This is a genomic window from Streptomyces sp. NPDC096136 (genome assembly GCF_044763325.1).
In the GTDB taxonomy this organism is placed as follows: Bacteria; Actinomycetota; Actinomycetes; order Streptomycetales; family Streptomycetaceae; genus Streptomyces.
The window spans coordinates 375,231-394,474 of record NZ_JBIWFZ010000007.1 but is presented as its reverse complement, the minus strand read 5'-3'; the positions used below and the strand labels follow the sequence as shown (position 1 = coordinate 394,474).

General features: G+C 74.7%; 19 protein-coding genes and 2 pseudogenes. 8 read left to right on the top strand and 13 right to left on the bottom strand.

Translation table 11 applies throughout. The annotated features are described in order from the left end of the window. From ACIRBY_RS18395 to ACIRBY_RS18355, 9 genes and pseudogenes are all read right to left on the bottom strand, one after another. A pseudogene (locus tag ACIRBY_RS18395) lies at positions 1 to 176 on the bottom strand (sulfate adenylyltransferase small subunit); the annotation flags it as partial. Then, a complete protein-coding gene (cysC, locus tag ACIRBY_RS18390) occupies positions 173 to 763 on the bottom strand; it encodes an adenylyl-sulfate kinase (RefSeq protein ID WP_403901619.1) in 591 nt (196 codons plus the stop codon). The gene cysC and the pseudogene ACIRBY_RS18395, both read right to left, overlap by 4 nt. Then, positions 763 to 1,470, bottom strand: a complete 708-nt coding sequence (locus ACIRBY_RS18385; protein ID WP_403901617.1) for a phosphoadenylyl-sulfate reductase — start codon at positions 1,468 to 1,470, stop codon at positions 763 to 765. Before ACIRBY_RS18385 ends, cysC begins: the two co-directional genes overlap by 1 nt. After that, positions 1,467 to 1,646, bottom strand: coding sequence for a hypothetical protein (locus tag ACIRBY_RS18380; protein WP_401253811.1), 180 nt, complete (start codon positions 1,644 to 1,646; stop codon positions 1,467 to 1,469). The genes ACIRBY_RS18385 and ACIRBY_RS18380 overlap by 4 nt, the downstream gene beginning before the upstream one ends. Next, the gene (locus ACIRBY_RS18375; RefSeq protein ID WP_403901652.1) at positions 1,643 to 3,349 is read right to left on the bottom strand and encodes a nitrite/sulfite reductase; all 1,707 of its coding nucleotides are present in this window, start codon (positions 3,347 to 3,349) and stop codon (positions 1,643 to 1,645) included. The genes ACIRBY_RS18380 and ACIRBY_RS18375 overlap by 4 nt, the downstream gene beginning before the upstream one ends. A 218-nt stretch (positions 3,350 to 3,567) precedes the next feature. After that, positions 3,568 to 3,651, bottom strand: coding sequence for a putative leader peptide (locus ACIRBY_RS18370; RefSeq protein WP_344166751.1), 84 nt, complete (start codon positions 3,649 to 3,651; stop codon positions 3,568 to 3,570). Positions 3,652 to 3,838: 187 nt separating this feature from the next. Next, positions 3,839 to 4,402 (bottom strand): GNAT family N-acetyltransferase, encoded by a 564-nt coding sequence (locus ACIRBY_RS18365; RefSeq protein WP_403901615.1) that lies wholly within the window; start codon positions 4,400 to 4,402, stop codon positions 3,839 to 3,841. Positions 4,403 to 4,407: 5 nt separating this feature from the next. Further along, entirely contained in the window at positions 4,408 to 5,697 is a 1,290-nt protein-coding gene (locus ACIRBY_RS18360) for a GAF domain-containing protein (RefSeq protein ID WP_403901650.1), read from the bottom strand. Positions 5,698 to 6,135: 438 nt separating this feature from the next. After that, positions 6,136 to 7,779, bottom strand: a complete 1,644-nt coding sequence (locus ACIRBY_RS18355) for an acyl-CoA dehydrogenase family protein (protein ID WP_403901613.1) — start codon at positions 7,777 to 7,779, stop codon at positions 6,136 to 6,138. Between the two features lie 17 nt (positions 7,780 to 7,796). Here ACIRBY_RS18355 and ACIRBY_RS18350 point away from each other — a divergent pair, with 17 nt between their 5' ends. Continuing rightward, complete coding sequence (locus ACIRBY_RS18350) at positions 7,797 to 8,921, top strand: YihY/virulence factor BrkB family protein (protein ID WP_403901612.1); 1,125 nt, start codon at positions 7,797 to 7,799, stop codon at positions 8,919 to 8,921. A 117-nt stretch (positions 8,922 to 9,038) separates the two neighbouring features. Continuing rightward, a pseudogene (locus tag ACIRBY_RS18345) lies at positions 9,039 to 9,269 on the top strand (AraC family transcriptional regulator); the annotation flags it as partial. A 75-nt stretch (positions 9,270 to 9,344) separates the two neighbouring features. Here ACIRBY_RS18345 and ACIRBY_RS18340 read toward each other — a convergent pair. Continuing rightward, positions 9,345 to 9,767 (bottom strand): VOC family protein, encoded by a 423-nt coding sequence (locus tag ACIRBY_RS18340; RefSeq protein WP_403901649.1) that lies wholly within the window; start codon positions 9,765 to 9,767, stop codon positions 9,345 to 9,347. A gap of 153 nt (positions 9,768 to 9,920) precedes the next feature. Between ACIRBY_RS18340 and ACIRBY_RS18335 the strand changes: the two genes are divergently transcribed. The 4 genes from ACIRBY_RS18335 to rsgA all read left to right on the top strand — a co-directional run bounded on the left by ACIRBY_RS18335 (position 9,921) and on the right by rsgA (position 13,595). Continuing rightward, positions 9,921 to 10,385: a hypothetical protein gene (locus ACIRBY_RS18335; protein ID WP_403901653.1), complete on the top strand. Its 465-nt coding sequence runs from the start codon at positions 9,921 to 9,923 to the stop codon at positions 10,383 to 10,385. Between the two features lie 58 nt (positions 10,386 to 10,443). Continuing rightward, complete coding sequence (locus ACIRBY_RS18330) at positions 10,444 to 11,535, top strand: sensor histidine kinase (protein ID WP_403901611.1); 1,092 nt, start codon at positions 10,444 to 10,446, stop codon at positions 11,533 to 11,535. After that, a complete protein-coding gene (locus ACIRBY_RS18325; protein WP_403901610.1) occupies positions 11,532 to 12,215 on the top strand; it encodes a response regulator in 684 nt (227 codons plus the stop codon). Before ACIRBY_RS18330 ends, ACIRBY_RS18325 begins: the two co-directional genes overlap by 4 nt. Before the next feature lie 258 nt (positions 12,216 to 12,473). Then, positions 12,474 to 13,595 carry a ribosome small subunit-dependent GTPase A gene (gene rsgA, locus ACIRBY_RS18320; protein ID WP_403901608.1) on the top strand — a complete coding sequence of 374 codons (1,122 nt, stop codon included), beginning with the start codon at positions 12,474 to 12,476 and terminating at the stop codon, positions 13,593 to 13,595. A 49-nt stretch (positions 13,596 to 13,644) separates the two neighbouring features. Here the strand turns inward: rsgA and ACIRBY_RS18315 are convergent, their stop codons facing one another. Then, positions 13,645 to 14,625: a helix-turn-helix domain-containing protein gene (locus tag ACIRBY_RS18315; RefSeq protein WP_403901607.1), complete on the bottom strand. Its 981-nt coding sequence runs from the start codon at positions 14,623 to 14,625 to the stop codon at positions 13,645 to 13,647. Positions 14,626 to 14,766: 141 nt separating this feature from the next. On the opposite strand from ACIRBY_RS18315, the gene ACIRBY_RS18310 reads away from it, so the two are divergent. Together ACIRBY_RS18310 and ACIRBY_RS18305 are read left to right on the top strand one after the other, a co-directional pair. After that, entirely contained in the window at positions 14,767 to 16,044 is a 1,278-nt protein-coding gene (locus ACIRBY_RS18310) for a protein phosphatase 2C domain-containing protein (protein ID WP_403901605.1), read from the top strand. A gap of 551 nt (positions 16,045 to 16,595) precedes the next feature. Next, complete coding sequence (locus ACIRBY_RS18305; RefSeq protein WP_403901603.1) at positions 16,596 to 16,973, top strand: ATP-binding protein; 378 nt, start codon at positions 16,596 to 16,598, stop codon at positions 16,971 to 16,973. A gap of 87 nt (positions 16,974 to 17,060) precedes the next feature. On the opposite strand, the gene ACIRBY_RS18300 is transcribed toward ACIRBY_RS18305, so the two are convergent. Beyond that, positions 17,061 to 18,119, bottom strand: coding sequence for a DUF2637 domain-containing protein (locus tag ACIRBY_RS18300; RefSeq protein WP_403901602.1), 1,059 nt, complete (start codon positions 18,117 to 18,119; stop codon positions 17,061 to 17,063). Between the two features lie 192 nt (positions 18,120 to 18,311). Then, on the bottom strand, positions 18,312 to 19,187 hold the full coding sequence (locus ACIRBY_RS18295) for a (2Fe-2S)-binding protein (protein WP_403901600.1): 876 nt from the start codon (positions 19,185 to 19,187) through the stop codon (positions 18,312 to 18,314). Positions 19,188 to 19,244: the final 57 nt, after the last annotated feature.

Below are 19,244 nucleotides of genomic sequence, written 5' to 3'. Positions count from 1 at the left end.
AGGTGCAGCATGACGATGGAGTCCTTGCCACCGGAGAAGAGGATCACCGGCTTCTCGAACTCGCCCGCCACCTCGCGGAAGATGTGCACCGCCTCGGATTCGAGGGCGTCGAGGTGCGACAGCGCGTAGGGCGCGTCGGAGCCGGACTCGGTGTGCAGGTGCGCGGCGGTGGTCATGCCAGACCCCTCTCGGTGAGCAGTGCGTGCAGGGCGGAGGCCGACTCCTGCACGGTCTGCGTGTGCGACTCGATGCGCAGGTCCGGGGCCTGCGGGGCCTCGTACGGGTCGTCGACGCCGGTCAGACCGGAGATCTCGCCCGCCGCCTGCTTGGCGTACAGGCCCTTCACATCGCGCTCGGAGCACACCTCGACCGGGGTCGCGACATGGACCTCCAGATACGCGGTGCCCTCGGTCGCGTGCCGCTCGGCGACGGCCTCGCGGCTGTCGGCGAAGGGCGCGATCACCGGGACGAGGGCCTTCACGCCGTTGCTCGCGAGGAGTTCGGCGACGAACCCGATCCGCTGGACGTTGGTGTGCCGGTCCTCACGGCTGAAACCGAGCCCGGCGGAGAGGAACTCGCGGATCTCGTCCCCGTCGAGCACCTCCACCCGGTGGCCCTCGGCGCGCAGCCGCTCCGCCAGCGCGTAGGCGATGGTGGTCTTGCCCGCGCTGGGCAGACCGGTCAGCCACACGGTGGCTCCCTGGCCGGTCACGCTCATCCGCTTCTCCGTAAGTTCCGTGGTGTCCGTAGGTGTGGTGGTCATCAGCCGTGCAGTCCGCACTCGGTCTTCGCCCGGCCGGCCCAGCGGCCGGCCCGTGCGTCCTCGCCCTCGGCGACCCGGCGGGTGCAGGGGGCGCAGCCGACGGAGGTGTAGCCGTCCATCAGCAGCGGGTTCGTCAGCACCCCGTGCTCGGCGACGTACGCCTCCACGTCCTCCTGGGTCCAGCGGGCGATCGGCGAGACCTTGACCTTCCGCCGCTTCTCGTCCCAGCCGACCACCGGCGTGCTCGCCCGGGTCGGGGACTCGTCACGGCGCAGACCCGTCGCCCAGGCCTCGTAGCCGGCCAGGCCCTCTTCGAGGGGCCTGACCTTGCGCAGCGCGCAGCACAGGTCCGGGTCGCGGTCGTGGAGCTTCGGGCCGTACTGGGCGTCCTGCTCGGCGACCGTCTGGCGCGGGGTGAGGGTGATGACGTTGACGTCCATCACGGCCTCGACCGCGTCACGGGTGCCGATCGTCTCCTCGAAGTGGTAGCCGGTGTCCAGGAAGACCACGTCCACCCCGGGCATCGCCCGCGAGGCGAGGTGGGCGACCACCGCGTCCTCCATGGAGGAGGTCACGCAGAAGGTCTTGCCGAAGGTGTCGGCGGCCCAGGTGAGGATCTCCAGTGCGGAGGCGTCCTCCAGCTCCCGGCCCGCCTGCTCGGCCAGTTCCCTCAGTTCGGTGAGACGCGCGTCTTGAGCGGTGGTCATATCTCGTCCCCTCCAGCGGTGTCGGACTGAACGCCCCGGGCCAGCAGCCCGAGGTACTTCAGCTGGAAGGCTCGGTTGCAGGCCCTGCACTCCCAGGCGCCGTGGCCCGTCTCATGGGGAAACAGGTCCTCGTCGCCGCAGTACGGGCAGTAGAACGGTGCGGCGCGCTCGCTCATGAGAGGCTCTCGTCGCTCGCGCGGCCGACCCAGGCGGCGAAGCGCTCGCCGTCCTCGCGCTCCGCCTCGAAGCGCGTGACGACCCGCTCGACGTAGTCGGGCAGTTCGGCCGAGGTGACCTTGAGGCCGCGGACCTTGCGGCCGAAGCCGGCCTCCAGGCCCAGGGCGCCGCCCAGGTGGACCTGGTAGCCCTCGACCTGGTTGCCCTCGTCGTCCAGGACCAGCTGGCCCTTGAGACCGATGTCCGCCACCTGGATACGGGCGCAGGCGTTCGGGCAGCCGTTGATGTTGATGGTGAGCGGCTCGGCGAAGTCCGGCAGGCGGCGCTCCAGCTCGTCGATCAGCGAGGCCCCGCGGCCCTTGGTCTCGACGATGGCCAGCTTGCAGAACTCGATGCCGGTGCAGGCCATGGTGCCGCGGCGGAACGGGGACGGCTTGACCCGCAGGTCCAGCGCCTCCAGCGCCCCGACGACGGAGTCGACCTGGTCGGCCTCGATGTCGAGGACGATCATCTTCTGCTCGGCGGTGGTGCGCAGGCGGCCGGAGCCGTGTTGCTCGGCGATGTCCGCGATCTTGGTCAGGGTGGCGCCGTCGACGCGGCCGACGCGGGGCGCGAAGCCGACGTAGAACCTGCCGTCCTGCTGCTGGTGGACGCCGACGTGGTCGCGCCACTGGCCGCTGGGCTGCTCGGGCGCGGGGCCGTCGGTGAGCTTGCGCTTCAGGTACTCGTCCTCCAGGACCTGGCGGAACTTGGCCGCGCCCCAGTCGGCGACGAGGAACTTCAGGCGGGCGCGGGTGCGCAGGCGCCGGTAGCCGTAGTCGCGGAAGATCGAGATGACGCCCTCGTAGACGTCCGGGACCTCGTCGAGCGAGACCCAGGTGCCCAGGCGGACGCCCAGCTTGGGGTTGGTGGAGAGGCCGCCGCCGACCCAGACGTCGAAGCCGGGGCCGTGCTCCGGGTGGTTCACGCCGACGAAGGCGATGTCGTTGATCTCGTGCGCCACGTCGAGCAGCGGCGAGCCGGAGACCGCGGACTTGAACTTGCGGGGCAGGTTGGAGAAGTCCTTGTTGCCGACGATGCGGCGGTAGATCTCCTCGATGGCGGGGGTGCCGTCGATGATCTCGTCCTGGGCGATGCCGGCGACGGGTGAACCGAGGATGACGCGGGGCGTGTCACCGCAGGCCTCGGTGGTGGACAGGCCGACGGCCTCCAGGCGGCGCCAGATCTCCGGGACGTCCTCGATCCGGATCCAGTGGTACTGCACGTTCTGGCGGTCGGTGAGGTCGGCGGTGCCGCGCGCGAACTCCTCGGAGATCTCGCCGATGACGCGGAGCTGCGCGGTGGTCAGCCGGCCGCCGTCGATGCGGACGCGCAGCATGAAGTACTTGTCGTCCAGCTCCTCCGGCTCCAGGATCGCGGTCTTGCCGCCGTCGATTCCGGGCTTGCGCTGGGTGTAGAGGCCCCACCAGCGCATACGGCCGCGCAGGTCGTTGGGGTCGATCGAGTCGAAGCCCGTCTTGGAGTAGATCGTCTCAATGCGCGTCCGCACGTTGAGACCGTCGTCGTCCTTCTTGAACTGCTCGTTGCCGTTGAGGGGCGTGTGGTGTCCGACGGCCCACTGGCCCTCACCGCGGTGACGGCCGGTCTTGCGGCGCGCGGCGGCTGCAGGGGCGGCTGCGGGCGTTTCGGGGGTGGCGGCCATGGCGGGTACGTCCTTCTTCAACGGCTGGAGGCGGGGCAGGGGGGAGCGGCGGCGCGCCCCTGTCACGCTGGAATCTCCGAGCAGGTGTGGCCGATGTGCGCCGTTTCGCCAGGGTTTCCGGCGTGCGGGGGCAGGGTGCGGCCTTCAGGGGGCTTGCAGGTGGTCGACGCGTCCGCGGCGGCGGGGACGGCGGCGACGTGCGGCGGTGGCTGGTTCCGTCAGCTCGCCGGACACATGGCGCTGGACATGCGGCCGAGGTCGACGTGGCGTCGACTCACCAAGGCGATTCCAGCTCCATTCATGGCCGAAGCGTGTCATGGGCCGATTGGAGGAGTCCACTACTGTCCACGATACGGACGAACTCGTCCCGGATCGCGAGACAGCGTGACGGGGGTCACGCGTGGCGGGCCTTCCGCTCCCGCCCCGGCCCGCGCCGCCGGACGTGGCCGCGGCGGCGCGGAAGGGGCCTCGTGAGCGCCCTGCCGGGACTTACGCGCCGGGCCAGGGACCCGGGGTGGGGGCGTCGGGCTTCTCTTCCGTTTCCGTCCTGAAGAGCTTGAAGCCCCGGCGCTGGTAGTTGTCCATCGCCGTGGGGCCGTCCTGGCTGCACGTGTGCAGCCAGACACGGCGCGTGGGCTCGCGGTCCGGCCAGCGGTCCGCCAGGTCCCAGGCGCGGGCTATGCCCACCGACAGCAGGTGCCCGCCGATCCGCCGGCCCCGGAAGGCGGGGAGCAGCCCGAAGTAGATGATCTCCACCACGCCGTCGGGCTGCGGGTCGAACTCCACGTACCCCGCCGGGGTGCCACGGTCGTACGCCACCCAGGTCTCCACGCCCGGGCGGTCCAGCTGCTCCACCCACTGCGCGCGGGTCAGCGACAGCCGGTCCGTCCAGTGGATGTCCTGGCCCACCGAGGCGTACAGGAAGCGGCTGAACTCGGGGGAGGGCACCTCGGCCCGGCTGATCGTGACCTCCGGGCCGGGTCCGGCGGCCGGGGCCAGGTCGTCGGGCGAGGTCATCTCGAGGGACCAGGTGGTCAGTGTGATGGTGCTCATGCGCTTCAGGGAACCACATCCCCCGGCTGCCGCCGGGGGGTCCCCCAGGGCCCGCCGAGGCCCAGCCGGGCCCGGACCACCCCCGGGGCCGTGGAGTGGGGGAGCAGCCCGGCCGGGTCCCGCGGGCGGATCAGCTCCACCTCCACGTCCTCCGCGAACCGGTACGGCCGGTGGCTCAGCACCCCGGCGAGGTGGCGGCGGACCCGGGAGAGCTCCGCGCGGACCGTCACCGTGCGGGTGGGGTCCCCGAACAGCTCCTCGGCCAGCTCCGCCGCCGTCCGCCCGCGCGGGGTCTGCGCCAGCAGGAAGAGCAGCTCCGCGTGGCGCGGGCTCAGCTCCTGCGACCAGCTTCCCGCGGCCCCGTACACCGTCGCCGACCAGGACCGGGGCCGGCTCAGGTCCAGCACCACCCGGCTCACCGCCGCGGCCGCCGAGGACTCCGCCAGGCGCAGCAGCCAGCCGCCGGGCAGCGGCTCCGCGACGCAGTCGCCCAGCTGCGGGATCCACAGCCGCCCGGGGCCCAGCGCCTTCGGCAGCTGCACCCGGTCCGCGGGGGCCAGCCCCGTCACCGCCGCCGTCCAGCCGTGCGGGTCCACCGCCACGGCCCGCCCCGGGAGCCGGGCCAGCAGCGGCGCCGCCACCGCCCGCAGCCGCTCCAGGGACTCCAGGTGGCGCACCCGCAGCTCCCGCTCGGCGAGCCGGGCCACCGAGCTGACCCAGGCCAGGGTCGCCGGGTGCATGGTGGCGAGCGGCCCGCTGACGTCGACCACGCCCAGCAGCTGCCCGTCCCGGGGGTCGTGCACGGGGGCCCCGGCGCAGGTCCAGTCGTGGTGGCTGGAGACGAAGTGCTCCGCCGAGAACACCTGCACCGGCCGCCGGGTCACCAGGGCGGTGCCCACCCCGTTCGTGCCGACCACCGCCTCGTCCCAGTCGGCCCCCACCGCGAAGCCCAGCCGGTCCGCCTTGCGCAGGATGCCGCTGTGCCCCTCCCGCCACAGCAGCCGCCCGTCGGCGTCGGCGACGACCATGATGTGCAGGGACTCGTCCAGCGCGGGCAGCAGCCCCTCCCGCAGCACCGGCAGGATCTCCCGCAGCGGCGAGACCTGCCGCCGCTCCTCGGTCTCGGCGGCCGACAGCACCCGCGACCGCGCGTCCCGGTCCGGGTGCACCCCGCCGGCCATCATCCGCCGCCAGGACTCGGCGATCTCCGGGCGCGGGGCGGCCGGCGGGCGGTCCCCGGCCAGCGCCGCCGCCCGTACTCCCTTGAGCAGACGTGCGGCGTCCCGCGCGTCCATGGCCGAGATGCGCGCCACGTCGACCGTGCTGCCTGCGGTGTTGGCCACCGGAACCTCCCCGTGCTGAACAGGACGTACTGCGGAAGCCGCCGAGGCCGGCGTACGCGACCCTTCCCCGGGCACGTGCGGCGGGCACCTGCGACCACCAGTGGACCGAAGCGTTGCAACGGTATGCAACTCTCGCCAACCCCCGGCCGCGCGACCGAAACTATCGGCACGCCGCAGAGCGGCGTGACAGCTCCTTCCTCGGGGCTCTTGGGACCAGGGGTGGTGCCGAGTCGGCGCGGCGCCACCCCCGGACCCACCTGGACGGGTTCGGATCCCGGCGCTGAACGGTTCACTGCCGCGGTGGTTTGGGGACCGCCGCGGCCCCGCGGTCCCGGGTGGTTTGGGGACCACCCGCGAACCGCGCGAACCGCAGCGGTCAGGGGACCGCGCTCAGCCCGAGATCCGCGCCCGCGCCACCACCGCACCCAGGTCCAGGCCGTGCGGCAGCGTTCCGAAGGCCGACCCCCAGTCGCCGCCCAGCCGCGACGCGCAGAACGCGTCCGCCACCTCCGGCGGGGCCCACCGCACCAGCAGCGCGCCCTGGAGCACCAGGGCCATCCGCTCCACCACCCGGCGGGCCCGGCCCTCGATCCCCTCCAGGTCCGCGAGGTCCGTGAACAGGTCCCTGAAGGCCGCGTCCAGCCGGTGGTCGGCGCCCCGCGCCAGGCCGACCTCCTGGAGGAAGGCGTTCAGGGCCTGCGGCTCCCGCTGGAGGGCGCGCAGCACGTCCAGCGCCTGCACGTTGCCCGAACCCTCCCAGATGGAGTTCACCGGGGATTCGCGCAGCAGTCTCGGCAGTCCGGACTCCTCTACGTAGCCGTTGCCCCCCAGACACTCCAGTGCCTCCGCCACCATCGGCGTACAGCGCTTGGTCACCCAGTACTTCGCCACGGGCACCGCCAGGCGCAGGAAGGCCGACTCCTGCTCCGTCCCCGCGTCGCAGGCGGCCGCCAGGCGCAGGGCCAGCACGGTCGCCGCCTCCGACTCCAGAGCGAGGTCGGCCAGGACGTTGCGCATCAGCGGCTGACCGATGAGCGGTGCTCCGAAGACGGAGCGGTGCTCCGCGTGGTGGACGGCCTGCGTCAGCGCCTGCCGCATCAGCGAGGCCGAGCCGACCACGCAGTCGAGCCGGGTCGCCGCGACCATCCCGATGATGGTCCGCACCCCCCGGCCCTCCTCGCCCACCCGCCGCGCCCAGGTCCCGTCGAACTCGACCTCCCCCGAGGCGTTCGACCGGTTCCCCATCTTGTCCTTCAGCCGCTGGACCGCGAACGGGTTCCGCGCCCCGTCCGGCAGCACCCGCGGCACCAGGAAGCACGTCAGCCCGGCCGGCGCCTGCGCCAGCACCAGGAAGCCGTCCGACATCGGTGCCGAGCAGAACCACTTGTGCCCGGTCAGCAGGTACTCCCCGGAGGCGTCCAGGGGCACCGCCGCCGTCGTGTTCGCCCGTACGTCGCTGCCCCCCTGCTTCTCCGTCATCGCCATCCCGAACAGCACCCCGGCCTTCAGCGCGGGCGGCCGCAGCCCCTGCTCGTACACGTGCGAGGTCAGCTTCGGCTCCCACAGCGCGGCCAGCTCCGGATCCGCCCGCAGCGCCGGCACGGCCGCGTGCGTCATCGACACCGGACAGCCGTGCCCCGCCTCGGCCTGCGACCACACGAAGAAGCCCGCGGCCCGGCGCAGGTGCCCCGAGGGCCGCCCCCAGGCGTCGGTCAGCCCGGCGCCCACCGCGTGCCCCAGCAGCCGGTGCCACGCCCGGGGGAACTCCACCTCGTCGATCCGGTTGCCGTAGCGGTCGTGCGTCCGCAGGACCGGCGGGTTCTCGTTCGCCTCACGGCCCCACCGCTGGGCCTGCGCCGAGCCCGCCGCGCGCCCCAGTCCGGCGAGCTCCCGCCGCACCTCGTCGCGGACCTCCGCAGGCGCGTCCGCGAGGTGCCGTTCCACCGCCTCCGTGAGGGCCCGGTCGCCGAGGTAGACCTCGTACCCGACGAGCGGCGGGGCCTGGTTGCTGACTGTGTGGGTGGTGGCTGCCATGCGGCTACCGTAAGGACGTGCAGCCAGCAAACGAAACACCCGAAGGGACCCCGGTACGCCCGGGAAGGCTCCATCGGGCCCGCGTCCTCTACCGCAACGTCTCCAAACGCAAGATGGGCTGGCTGCTCCTCAAGGACACCGTCAACTCGTGCGTCGAGTACCGGATCCTCGGCCTCGCCGCCGAAGCCGCCTTCTTCACCCTCCTGTCCCTGCCCCCGCTCTTCCTCGGCCTCCTCGGACTCCTCGGCTACGTGGACGGCTGGACGAACACCCAGTCGGTGGCCAGCATCGAGGAGAACATCCTGCGCGCGGTCGGCACCGTCCTGTCCGACCGGGGCGTCAACGACATCGCCAGACCGATGCTCGACGACGTCACCCGCGAGGGCCGCCCCGACCTGATCTCCCTCGGCTTCGCCTTCGCCCTGTGGTCGGGCTCCCGCGCCGTCAACGTCTTCATCGACACCATCACCGTCATGTACGGGCTCGACGGGCAGCGCGGCATCGTCAAGACCCGGCTGCTCTCCTTCCTCCTCTACGTCATCGCCCTGGTGATCGGTGCGATCGTGCTGCCGCTGATGGTGGTCGGCCCCGACGCCGTCGTCCGGCTGGTGCCCTGGAGCACGGAGGTGATCGCCGTCCTCTACTGGCCGGTGGTCACCCTGCTGTCCATCGCCTTCCTGACCACGCTCTACCACGTGTCCGTGCCGGTCCGCTCGCCGTGGATCGAGGACGTGCCCGGCGCGCTCGTCGCCCTCGCCATGTGGGTGCTCGGCTCCTTCCTGCTGCGGATCTACCTCACCAACACCGTGGAGGGCCCGACCATCTACGGCTCGCTGGCCGCGCCCGTCGCGATCCTGCTGTGGATCGGCATCTCGGCCTTCGCGGTGCTCGTCGGCGCGGCCGTCAACGCCGCCATCGACCGGGTCTGGCCCTCGGTGGCCACCGCCGCGGCGCGCGAGGCGAACGAGCGGGTCCGCGAGGCCGAGGCCGCCCGGCTCATCGCCCGGGCCGCCGCCTGGCGGGCCCTGGCCGAAGGGGAGTCCGAGGACGACGAGGACGCCGGCATGCCCTCCGAGTTCCCGGAGCGCTGGTCGAACTTCCTGCCCCCGGACGACTACACCTCCCGCCTGCGCAAACACTGACCCGAGGGCCCCGGCCGCGCGGCCCGTCCCCGAGGTGCGCCGGCTGACCGGCGGACCGCCCGGTACGCGGACCCGTGCGCGGGCCTCGAAGCGCTGGCACGGGCCCGGCTCGACGCCGTGGGCCCGCCCGACCCGCTCCCCGCCGAGGTGACCGCCCGGCTCCGGGCCGGGCAGCCCGTCGCCGGCATCGCCGCCGCCCTCGGCATCGGGGAGCGCCGGCTCCGCCGCCGCTCCCTCGACGCCTTCGGATACGGCCCCCGCACCCCGGGCCGGGTACTGCGCCTCCAGCGGGCGCCGGCCCTGACTCGGCGCGGGCTGGCGCAGGCCGAGGTGGCGTACGCCGCCGGGTACGCCGACCAGGCCCACCCGGCCCGCGAGGTGCGGGCCCTGGCCGGGACGACGCCTGGGGGCGTGGGCGGCGGCTCAGGCGCCGTCGGGTGCCCCGGCGGCCCCGGGGTCCGCGGGGGCGAACAGCGAGACCTGGCAGCCGTCCGGATCCAGGACCACCGCGTAGCGCTGCCCCCAGAAGGCGTCCCAGGGCTCCAGGTGCCCCCCGTACCCCGCGTCCGTCAGCTCCGCGTACAGCGCGTCCACCTCCGCGGGGGAGTCGCACAGGAAGGCGAGCTCGCGGCGCGGGCCGCCGGAGGGCGGGGTCCACGAGGGGTCGAACGAGCGGACGACCTCCTCGGTGTCCCAGCCGATCCGCAGCCCGCCGGGCAGGACGGCCTCCACGTGCGGCAGGCCGTCCGCGTCGGCGGGGACGTCCAGGCCGAGGCGGCGGTAGAAGGCGAGCGAGGCGGCCATGTCCGAGACGACCAGGCCGATCATGTCGAGTCGTGGGGTCATGACGGCAGGCTAGGCGCGGCCCGGGCCGGAGGTATTGAAGGAAACGGACACGGAGGCGGGCCGGCCTCCACCCGTGGGTGGAGGGGGAACCTCCACCCGGGATCCACCCCGGCGCCGATCACAGCGGGGCGGCCCGTTCCTAGCGTGAAGGGCATGGATATCGCACGCGTTCTCGTCATCGCGCTGGCCGTCGTCTTCGTCCTCGTACGCAGGTTCGGCGGACGGCCCGTCAAGGACCAGGACCGCCTGTGGGTGCTGCCCGCGGTCCTCGCCGCCGTCGGCGTGGCCGAGGGCGGGCTCATCGCCCCCGCCCACCCCGTGCTCAGCGCGGCGCTGCTCGCCGCCGGGACCGCCGCGGCCTTCGGCACCGGCCACCTCATGGGCCGCGCCATGACCCTGTGGCGCGAGCCCGACGGCACCCTCTGGGCCAAGGGCAACCGCACGGTCCTCGCCCTGTTCGGGTTCTCCCTCGCCGTCCGCGTCGCCCTCGCCCTCCTGGGGTACGCCGTGGGCGTCCCCGTCGGCAACGGGGCCCTGCTGGTGACCCTCGCGAGCTGGATCCTGGCCCAGGGCCTGGCCCTGGCCGCCCGCTCCCGCCGGGTCCGCGTCGCCGCATGAGGCGGCCGACCCGATGCGCAGCTCCCCGCGCGGGCGGGCCTGGCTACAGTGGGCAGGGATGCCGATGCCACGCACCCTGCCCACGCTCACGAACACCCACGTCAGGGTCGCCGTCCAGGTGGCATTGCTCGTCTGGTTCCTGCACGGCCTCCTCACGCCCCCGCCCGGCGCCGCCGCGCTCGTCTGCGGGCTGGCCGGACTCGGCATGACCCTCCTCGCCGTCGCCGTCGTCGAGGACCGGCCCCGCACCGGGGCGTGGCTCTTCGCAGCCGCCCTGGCCGCCGCCTGCACCACCGGTCTGCTGGCCCCCGCCACCCCGTGGGTGGTCCTCGTCTTCGCCGTGTGCGGCTTCGCCGCCGCCCGCCTCGGGGTCGTCCCCGCCACCGTGCTCCTCGGCGCCGGGGCGGCCGCGGCCGCCGCCGTCACCCTGCTGCGCGGGCGCGACCCCGTCGAACTGTGGAACGTCGTCGGCCTCTGCGGCATGTTCGCCTACGTCCGCGCCGGCCGGGCCCGGCGCGCCGCCGCCGAGTCCGAACGCCAGCGCGCCCTGCTCGCCGAGCGGGCCCACGTGGCGCGCGAGGTCCACGACATCCTCGCGCACTCCCTCTCCGCCCAGCTCATCCACCTGGAGAGCGCCCGCCTCACCCTGGAGGCCGGCCGCTACGAGGAGGCCGGGGTCCTGGTCGAGCGGGCCCGGGCCCTCGCCAAGGGCGGCCTGGAGGAGACCCGCCGCGCCGTCGCCGTCCTGCGCGGTGACGCCCCCGCCCCCGAGGAGGCCCTCGCGGCCCTCGCCGAGGAGTACCGCCGTACGACGGGCGCCGCCTGCGCCCTCACCGTCGCCGCCGGCCCGCACCCGCTGCCGCCCGAGGCGGCCCTCGCCGTCGTCCGCACCGCGCAGGAGGCCCTCACCAACGCGCGCAAGCACGCCGCGGGGGCCGACGTGGAGATCACCCTGCGCCGCCCGGGCGCGCGCTACGAGCTGTGCGTCACCGACTCCGGCGGCACCGGGCCCGCCCCGCACGCCGCCTCCGGCGGCGGATACGGCCTGGTCGGGATGGCCGAACGGGCCGAACTCATCGGAGCCGCCCTCGACGCCGGGCCGTACGGCACCGGCTTCCGCGTCCGCCTGGAAGGACCCCTCGCACCGTGACCGAGAACGGCGCCCCGATCCGTGTCGTCGTGGCCGACGACCAGACCGTCGTACGGGAAGGGCTCGGCCTGCTGCTCGGCCTGCTGCCCGGCACCGAGGTGGTCGCCTCCGCCGCCGACGGCGCCGAAGCAGTCCGGCTCGTCGCCGAACACGCCCCCGACGTGGTCCTGATGGACCTGCGCATGCCCCGCATGGACGGCGTGGAGGCCACCCGCCTGATCACCGGGAACCACCCCGGGACGGGGGTCGTCGTCCTCACCACCTACAGCGACGACGCCTCCGTGCTGGACGCCCTCAGGGCCGGCGCCCGCGGCTACCTCACCAAGGACGCCGACGCCCAGGAGATCTCCCGCGCCCTCGCCGCCGTGCGCGACGGCGCCACCAGCCTGGGCCGCGCCGCCCAGGAACGCCTCGTCGCCGCGGCCGTCGCCGCCGAGCCGCCGGCGCGGCCCCGGGCCGCGGCCGCCCCGCCCGACGGGCTGACGGCCCGTGAGGGGGAGGTGCTCGCCCTGATCGCGGAGGGCCGCTCGAACGCCGAGATCGCCCGGCGGCTCACCATCGGCGAGTCCACCGTCAAGACGCACATCAACAACCTCTTCGCCAAGACCGGCGTCCGCGACCGCGCCCAGGCCGTCCGCTACGCCTACCGCCACGGGCTGGTGATCGATTCCGGGGATTAATCCGGTGGTGCCGTTCCGCGGGGCCGGGTTATGGTTCCCGGGTACGGAGGCGCGGGGCACAACCGGCCTCCGGGAGAGTCGCGTTGGCTCGTCGGGACACAGCAGGAGGTGAGGACGTTGATGACTGTCACGGTGACGGGCGTTGCCCGCGTTCAGGAGTTCGTCCTCGTTTCCACCTCCGTGGCCTCCGGCTGACCCGGTACCCCTCCGCGCGCCGCCGTGCGCGCGCTGCCGGGGCCACCCTGTGAAGGGTTCCCCTTGACTCTCCCGTCTTCTTCCCTCTCCTCCTCCTTCTCCGCCTCCCTCCCGCGCGCCCTCGCGGCCTACGGCTGGGACGACGCCTGGGCCGCGGAGTTCGCCCCGTACGCCGCCGAGGGACTCCTCCCCGGCCGGGTCGTGCGCGTCGACCGCGGACAGTGCGACCTCATGACCGAGGACGGCGTCGTCCGTGCCGACACCGCCTTCGTCACCCCCCACGACCCGCTCCGGGTCATCTGCACGGGCGACTGGGCCGCCGTCGAGGCGACCGGCAGCCCGCGCTACGTGAAGGCGTACCTGCCGCGCCGCACCGCCTTCGTGCGGTCCACCTCCTCGCAGCGCTCCGAGGGGCAGATCCTCGCCGCCAACGTGGACCACGCGATCATCGCGGTCTCGCTGGCCGTCGAGCTCGACCTCGGCCGGATCGAACGCTTCCTCGCCCTGGCCTGGGAGTCGGGCGCCCAGCCGCTGGTCGTCCTGACCAAGGCCGACCTGGTCCCGGACCCGGACGCGCTCGGCCACCTCGTCCAGGACGTGGAGACCACGGCGCCCGGCGTGCAGGTCCTCACCGTCTCCTCCCACACGGGCGAGGGGACGGACGTCCTCGCGGCGGTCGTCGCCGGCGGCACGAGCGTGCTGCTCGGCATCTCGGGCGCGGGCAAGTCCACGCTGGCGAACGCGCTGCTCGGCGAGGACGTCATGGACGTGCAGGCGACGCGCGACGTCGACGGCAAGGGCCGTCACACCACCACCACGCGCAACCTGCTCGCGCTGCCGGGCGGGGGCGTCCTGATCGACACCCCGGGGCTGCGGGGCGTCGGCCTGTTCGACGCGGAGGCGGGGGTCGGGCAGGTGTTCTCGGAGATCGAGGACTACGCCGCCGACTGCCGCTTCCACGACTGCGCCCACGAGGCGGAGCCGGGATGCGCGGTGCGGGCTGCGGTGGCCGACGGCGCGCTCCCCGAGCGGCGCCTGGAGAGCTACCGCAAGCTGCTGCGCGAGAACCAGCGCATCGTGGCGAAGACGGACGCCCGCCTGCGGGCGGAGATCCGCCGGGACTGGCGCGCCAAGTCGGCGGAGGGCCGCGCGAACCACGCCGCGAAGCGGGGCGGACGGCCCTGACCGGGGAGGGGGAGGGGGCCGTGCCCCCTCCCCCTCCCCGGGGGCGGCGCTACCGGGCCACCCAGCCCCGTTCGTACGCGTGCCAGCCGAGCTGGAGCCGGGTGGTCACCCCGGCCAGTTCCATCAGGCCCTTCACCCGGCGCTGGACCGTGCGCAGGCCCAGCTCCAGGTGCTTGGCCACGCTCGCGTCCGTCATCCCGGCCAGCAGGAGGGTCAGGATCTCCAGGTCGGTGCTGTCGGGCACGCCGCCCGACTCCTCCGGGGTCCCGGTCGCCCCCAGCACCAGGGGGACGGCCTCCCGCCAGACCGCCTCGAACAGGCCCAGCAGGGACTCCAGCAGCCCCGAGGCGTGGACGACGAGCGCCGCGGGCTCCGTGCCGTGCGCCGTGAGCGGCACCATGGCGAGGGCGCGGTCCGCGATGACCAGGCTGGTGGGGACCCGGCCCGTCACCCGGACCCGTGCGCCCCGCACCAGCGCCGTCGACGCCTCCCGGATCCCCGTGGGCAGGCCCAGGACGTCCCGCTCGATGACCACCCGGTACCCGACGCCGCGCACGGCGGCCTGCTCCTCCGTCGGCTCGTTCTCCATCCCCGACACGACCAGCGGGCGCGCGCTCGCCAGCGCGCACACCTCCTCCACGGCGCCGAGCTGGATCTGGTGGAAGCGGTGCGCGACCGCGCTCGCGCCCGTCACCACCTCCACCAGGTCGTGCACCGCCGCGTCCGCCGCCTCCGCCCGGTACTCCCGCGCCAGCAGCTCGGCGGCCAGTTCGGCCCGCTCCAGCCCCTGGCGCTGCCGGGTGAGGAGGGCGCCCAGGGCCACCGAGGGCGGCGCCGCCACCCACCGGCCGGGACGGGCCGAGGACTGCGCCGCCAGACCGTGCCGCTCCAGGTGCCGCAGGGTCCGCTCGGTCTGCGGCACCGGCAGCGTCAGCCGGCGGGCGAGGTCCGGCACCTCCGCGGCCCCCAGCGCGACCAGCGCGCGGTACGCCGACTCCTGTCCCTCGTCCAGGCCTATTGCCCCCAGCAACCCGTCCACCCCACTCTCAGACCCGTTCCGGCCCATCTTCGCCGTACCCGCGGCCCGTTTGCCAAGGTGGCGACCCCGGACCGGGGGACCTTTTCGTGCATTCGGGGTTTTCCGCCGCCCGGTGCGGCCGACAATGAGGACATGAGTCAGCAGGGCGCGCAGGACTGGTGGCAGAAGCTGTACGAGGACCCGGACGCGGGGACCGGACCCGACCCGGGGGACACGCTGGACCAGCGCTTCCGCTCGGCGTCGGTCCTGGTCGGCACGGACGGTCCGGCCCCGCCCGGGCCCCCGTCGCTCCCCGGCCCCCGGGCGGCGGACGCCCCGCCCGCAGCGCCCCCGGTGGCGCCCGAGCCGCCCCCCGCCGCGACCGCGCCGCTGAGGCTGGACAAGCCCGCCGCGCCGGCCGCCCCCGTCCCGCCGCCCCGCCGCGACTCCCGGGTGACGGGGGCCACCGGGTACGCCGAAGGGGACGTGGCGGTGCCGCCCGCCCCGCCCCGCCCCGACGCCCCGCCGCGAGCGGAGCGGGACCTGCGGCCGGAGCCCGTACGGGAGCCCGTACCGGAGACCGCCGGGCGGCCCGTGGTCAGCCATCTCGGGGACCGGGCCCCCACCTACGCCGCCGAGCCGGGAGCGCTGCCGGCCGCCGACCCCGCCGCCCTGGACTCCCTCACCCCCGACACCGTCCTGGAGGGGGCCCGCTACGGCACGTACACCCTGCGCGCCGCCTCGCTGCGCGGGGACTCCGCCCGCTACCGGGGCGACGCCCGCCGGGACTTCCTGCTCACCGCCCGCTTCGGCAGCGGGGACGACGCCCTCGTCCTGGTGGTCCTGGCCGGCGGGGACCGGGCCGCCCCCGGCGCCCGCGAGGCCGCCGCCGAACTGGGGCACTCCGTCGCGGCGGCCGTCGGGCGCAGCCGGGAGAGACTGGCCGAGGACATCCGCACGGGCCGCCGCGAGGCCCTGCTCTCGGGGCTCCAGCGGCTCACCGACCGGGGCTACGGGCGGCTGCGGACCCGGGCCGCCGAACTCGGGCTCGACGAGGAGGCCTACACCGCGGGGCTGCGCGGAATGCTGCTGCCCCTGGACCCCCAGTGCCCCCACCGGATCTGCTTCGGCGCCGGCGCGGGCGGGGTCTTCCGGCTCCGCGGGGGCCGCTGGCAGGACCTGGAGGAGGACACGGCCGGGGCCGGCGGCTTCCGCTTCCGTGCCTCCGCGGCCCGCCCGGGCGACACCCTGCTGCTCTGCTCCGGCGGCCTCGCGGACCCCATGCGCGAGGAAGGCCTCCTCCCGGCCGAGCTCGCGTCCCGCTGGTCCCAGGGCGACCCGCCCGGTCTGGCGGCCTTCCTCGCGGACACCCAGATCCGCCTCAAGGGCTACGCCGACGACCGGACGGCGGCCGCGGTCTGGGAGGCCTGACACGGTCCCGTCAAGGGGGTGCCGAGGCCGGACGGCGGCGGTTCCCCGTTGCCGGTGCGAGATTTACTCCGCCTCGTGCAGTACGGCCCGCCCGTCAAAGTGCCCTTCTCGGGCATCCCGTGGGCGGAACGGGCGGGGGGCACCCGCCGGTTTCCGGCCTCCGTCCGGACGGGGCCGCGCGGAGCGGCGGGACGCGCACCGCCGGGTGCCGCCCCGGTGAACGCGGTGGCGGGGCGCGCGGGGCTGTCGGATCCACCCGAGGACGGTGTCCGTGGGGTGACCTGATTCGCACCATCGGACAGCGGGACGGTGTCGGCCGGGGGTGCGCCCCGGTGGGTGCGGGTGGCCGGATCCCGGCGGTGCGGCGGGCCGGGCACACGGGGGCGAAGGAGTGTGAACCCGCCCCGGGGGCATGCATTCCGTAGGCCTGTTCGAGAGGCGGGCACAGGAATACGGGGAGGTACATCGCCGTGCGCGTGGGGGCGAAGACCGGGAAGCCGTGGCGCAGGGGGCGGCCGGTGGCGCGCGAACCGTCGCCGGACCGGGCGGAGATGACGCGCAGCGTACGCCGCGCCGACCTCAAGGCGGTGGGCGAGGTCCGCAGCGAGTTGCGGGAGCTGCTCCGCCACCGCTGCGGGGCCGATACGGCCCAGGTGGCCGAACTGCTGGTCACCGAGCTCGTCACCAACGCCCTCGTCCACACGGAAGGGGGCGCCGAGGTGTCCGCGAGCGTCAAGGACGCCCGGTTGCGGGTCGAGGTCCGCGACGGCGCCGCCCGCCGGCCCCGGCCGTACGTACCGTCCGCCGACGACGGTACGCACGGAAGGGGGCTGGTCCTGGTGGAGGCGCTCGCCGACACCTGGGGGGTGGACCCGCCGGCGCTGGGGCCGGGCAAGGTCGTCTGGTTCGAGCTGGAGGACGCCGGGTAGCCGCACAGCGGCCCGGGGCGTGCGACGGCGGGGCCGCCCGAAGGCCGCCCCGCCGAGGTGTGCGCCGGTGTCCGGTTCGTGGGCCGGTCAGCCGAACTGCTGCTCCAGGTCCTTCAGTTTGCGCTCCAGTGAGTCGAGCCGGGGGATGGTCTGGGTGTCGTCCTCGGCGGTGAGGTCCACCGTCCGGGGACCGGCCGGGTCAGGGGACTCGGTTCCGTTCACGGCCTGCAGGGAGGGCCTTAGTCGCAGGGGCAGCTGTCCCGCTTCCGATATGGCCGGCTCCGCGCCGACCGGCGCGGAGCCCGTCCCGGGGGTCAGCCCCGGCAGGTCGACCTGACGCGCCCGGGCCCGCCCGAACGCCCTGTGCTGCCGGCCCAGCGCCTTGATGCGGGCGCGGTCCAGGCGGTGCTGCTCACGCCTGCGGTGCCGGTCCTGCTCCCGCTCCTTCTTGTCCTCGCGCACCTCGTCGACCGCCTCGTCGAGCGTGCGCACGCCCTCCAGGAGCATCAGCGACCAGGCGCCGAAGGTCTCGCGGGGGGCCCGCAGCCAGCGGACCATGCGGATCTGCGGCAGCGGGCGCGGGATCAGGCCCTGCTCGCGCAGCGCCGCCCGGCGGGTCTGCTTGAGGGCCCGGTCGAAGAGGACGGCCGCCGAGAGCGACATCCCGGCGAAGAACTGCGGGGCGCCGTCGTGGCCCGAACCCCTGGGCGCGTGCACCCAGTTGAACCAGGCGGCCGCCCCTGCGAACAGCCAGACCAGCATCCGGGAGCCCAGGGCGGCGTCGCCGTGGCTGGCCTCGCGGACGGCGAGCACCGAGCAGAACATCGCGGCGCCGTCGAGGCCGAAGGGGACCAGGTACTCCCAGCCGCCGGAGAGGTTGAGGTTCTGCCGGCCGAAGCCGACCAGCCCGTGGAAGGAGAGCGCGGCGGCCACCGCGGCGCAGCAGAAGAGGAGGACGTACGAGGCGGTGCCGTAGACGGCCTCCTTGCGCCGCCGCCGCTCCTCGCTGCGCTCCCAGCTGTCGTCGGCCGCGGCCTTCTCGCCCTCCCGCTTGCCCCGGGCCAGCACCGCCACTGCCGCAAGCACGCCCAGGATCAACAGGCCGCCGGGCAGCAGCCAGTCCAGCGATATGTCGGTCAGTCTCATGCGGTTGTCCCTTGCCTCGCGTATGCGGCTTTCCGGGCGCCATAGTGGCGCAGCCGATCCGTGGTGCACGTGGGTTTCGGGTCAAGTGGACGCCAACGGGGTGCGGGGCCCGTCGGATAGGGCGTTGTGTCTCGAACTAACCTCCGGTTGTGCTCGGTTGAGTTCGAATGTGCTTCATCCGGCGGGGTGGGTTCAGGCGGCGGCGGCCGTGAGCCGGGCGATGCGCTCCGCGTCGCGGGTGCGGGGGCAGGTGGTGCAGGTGTCCTCGGGGCGGACGGTGTAGAAGAAGCAGCAGCCGGCCCGGTCCCGGGTGGTCAGCTCCGTCCCGCAGGGTCCGGCGAGCGTGCGGAAGCGCGCCCCGGCCGGGTACGGGGCCAGCGCGCCCGGCAGGAGCAGCTCCAGCTCGCGCACCGCCCGCCGCTCTTCGCCGAGCAGGCTCCCGAGGTACCAGAGGCCCTCGACGACCTCGTCGGCGGCCGTGGCCCACAGGGCGCGCGGGCCCCGCCGCATCCGCGGGCCGAACCCCTCCAGCAGCGGACCCAGGTGCTCGGCCACGGCCGCCCGCACCTCCTCGCGCAGCGCCTCCTCGCCCGCCACGGTCCGCGCCCCGGGGAGGGCGGCCGCGGGATCGCCGGGCAGGCAGGCGAACTCCTCGACGCGCACGGACATCCGCCCCTCGGTCCGGTGGAAGGCCACCCGGTCCACGGGCAGCCGGGGCACCCTGCGCTCCAGGAACCACGGGACCGTGATCAGCAGGCAGGCCGGCCAGGCGTAGCGGTGCAGGCCGAACCCGGCCACGACGTCGGGCCGCGCCGGCCGCCCGTAGTCCCGGACCACCTGGGCCGCGTCCCAGGCGAGGTGGGAGTCGAGGGCCCCGCCGCCCGCGGCGAGCTCGTGCGCGCCGACCCATCCCGCCCCGCGGGGGAGGGGTTCGGACGCGCCGTGCTCACGGATCCGCAGGCCCGGGTAGGCCGTCGTGAGGCGCTCGTACGCGCCGGCCACCGGAGAGCCGGCCGGGGCGGGTGCGGGCGGGAGCGGGACGGGGACGGCCGAGCCGGAGCCGGACATGACGGACCACCGATCACGCGTTGTGGGCAAGGTTAGCCTAACCTTAACTGATCTACG

Bases quoted from the DNA above. Each gene is read 5' to 3' on its own strand.
- cysC (WP_403901619.1), bottom strand. From the start codon at position 763: ATGACCACCACACCTACGGACACCACGGAACTTACGGAGAAGCGGATG.
- ACIRBY_RS18385 (WP_403901617.1), bottom strand. From the start codon at position 1,470: ATGACCACCGCTCAAGACGCGCGTCTCACCGAACTGAGGGAACTGGCC.
- ACIRBY_RS18380 (WP_401253811.1), bottom strand. From the start codon at position 1,646: ATGAGCGAGCGCGCCGCACCGTTCTACTGCCCGTACTGCGGCGACGAG.
- ACIRBY_RS18375 (WP_403901652.1), bottom strand. From the start codon at position 3,349: ATGGCCGCCACCCCCGAAACGCCCGCAGCCGCCCCTGCAGCCGCCGCG.
- ACIRBY_RS18370 (WP_344166751.1), bottom strand. From the start codon at position 3,651: ATGAATGGAGCTGGAATCGCCTTGGTGAGTCGACGCCACGTCGACCTC.
- ACIRBY_RS18365 (WP_403901615.1), bottom strand. From the start codon at position 4,402: ATGAGCACCATCACACTGACCACCTGGTCCCTCGAGATGACCTCGCCC.
- ACIRBY_RS18360 (WP_403901650.1), bottom strand. From the start codon at position 5,697: ATGGACGCGCGGGACGCCGCACGTCTGCTCAAGGGAGTACGGGCGGCG.
- ACIRBY_RS18355 (WP_403901613.1), bottom strand. From the start codon at position 7,779: ATGGCAGCCACCACCCACACAGTCAGCAACCAGGCCCCGCCGCTCGTC.
- ACIRBY_RS18340 (WP_403901649.1), bottom strand. From the start codon at position 9,767: ATGACCCCACGACTCGACATGATCGGCCTGGTCGTCTCGGACATGGCC.
- ACIRBY_RS18335 (WP_403901653.1), top strand. From the start codon at position 9,921: ATGGATATCGCACGCGTTCTCGTCATCGCGCTGGCCGTCGTCTTCGTC.
- ACIRBY_RS18330 (WP_403901611.1), top strand. From the start codon at position 10,444: ATGCCGATGCCACGCACCCTGCCCACGCTCACGAACACCCACGTCAGG.
- ACIRBY_RS18310 (WP_403901605.1), top strand. From the start codon at position 14,767: ATGAGTCAGCAGGGCGCGCAGGACTGGTGGCAGAAGCTGTACGAGGAC.
- ACIRBY_RS18305 (WP_403901603.1), top strand. From the start codon at position 16,596: ATGACGCGCAGCGTACGCCGCGCCGACCTCAAGGCGGTGGGCGAGGTC.
- ACIRBY_RS18300 (WP_403901602.1), bottom strand. From the start codon at position 18,119: ATGAGACTGACCGACATATCGCTGGACTGGCTGCTGCCCGGCGGCCTG.
- ACIRBY_RS18295 (WP_403901600.1), bottom strand. From the start codon at position 19,187: ATGTCCGGCTCCGGCTCGGCCGTCCCCGTCCCGCTCCCGCCCGCACCC.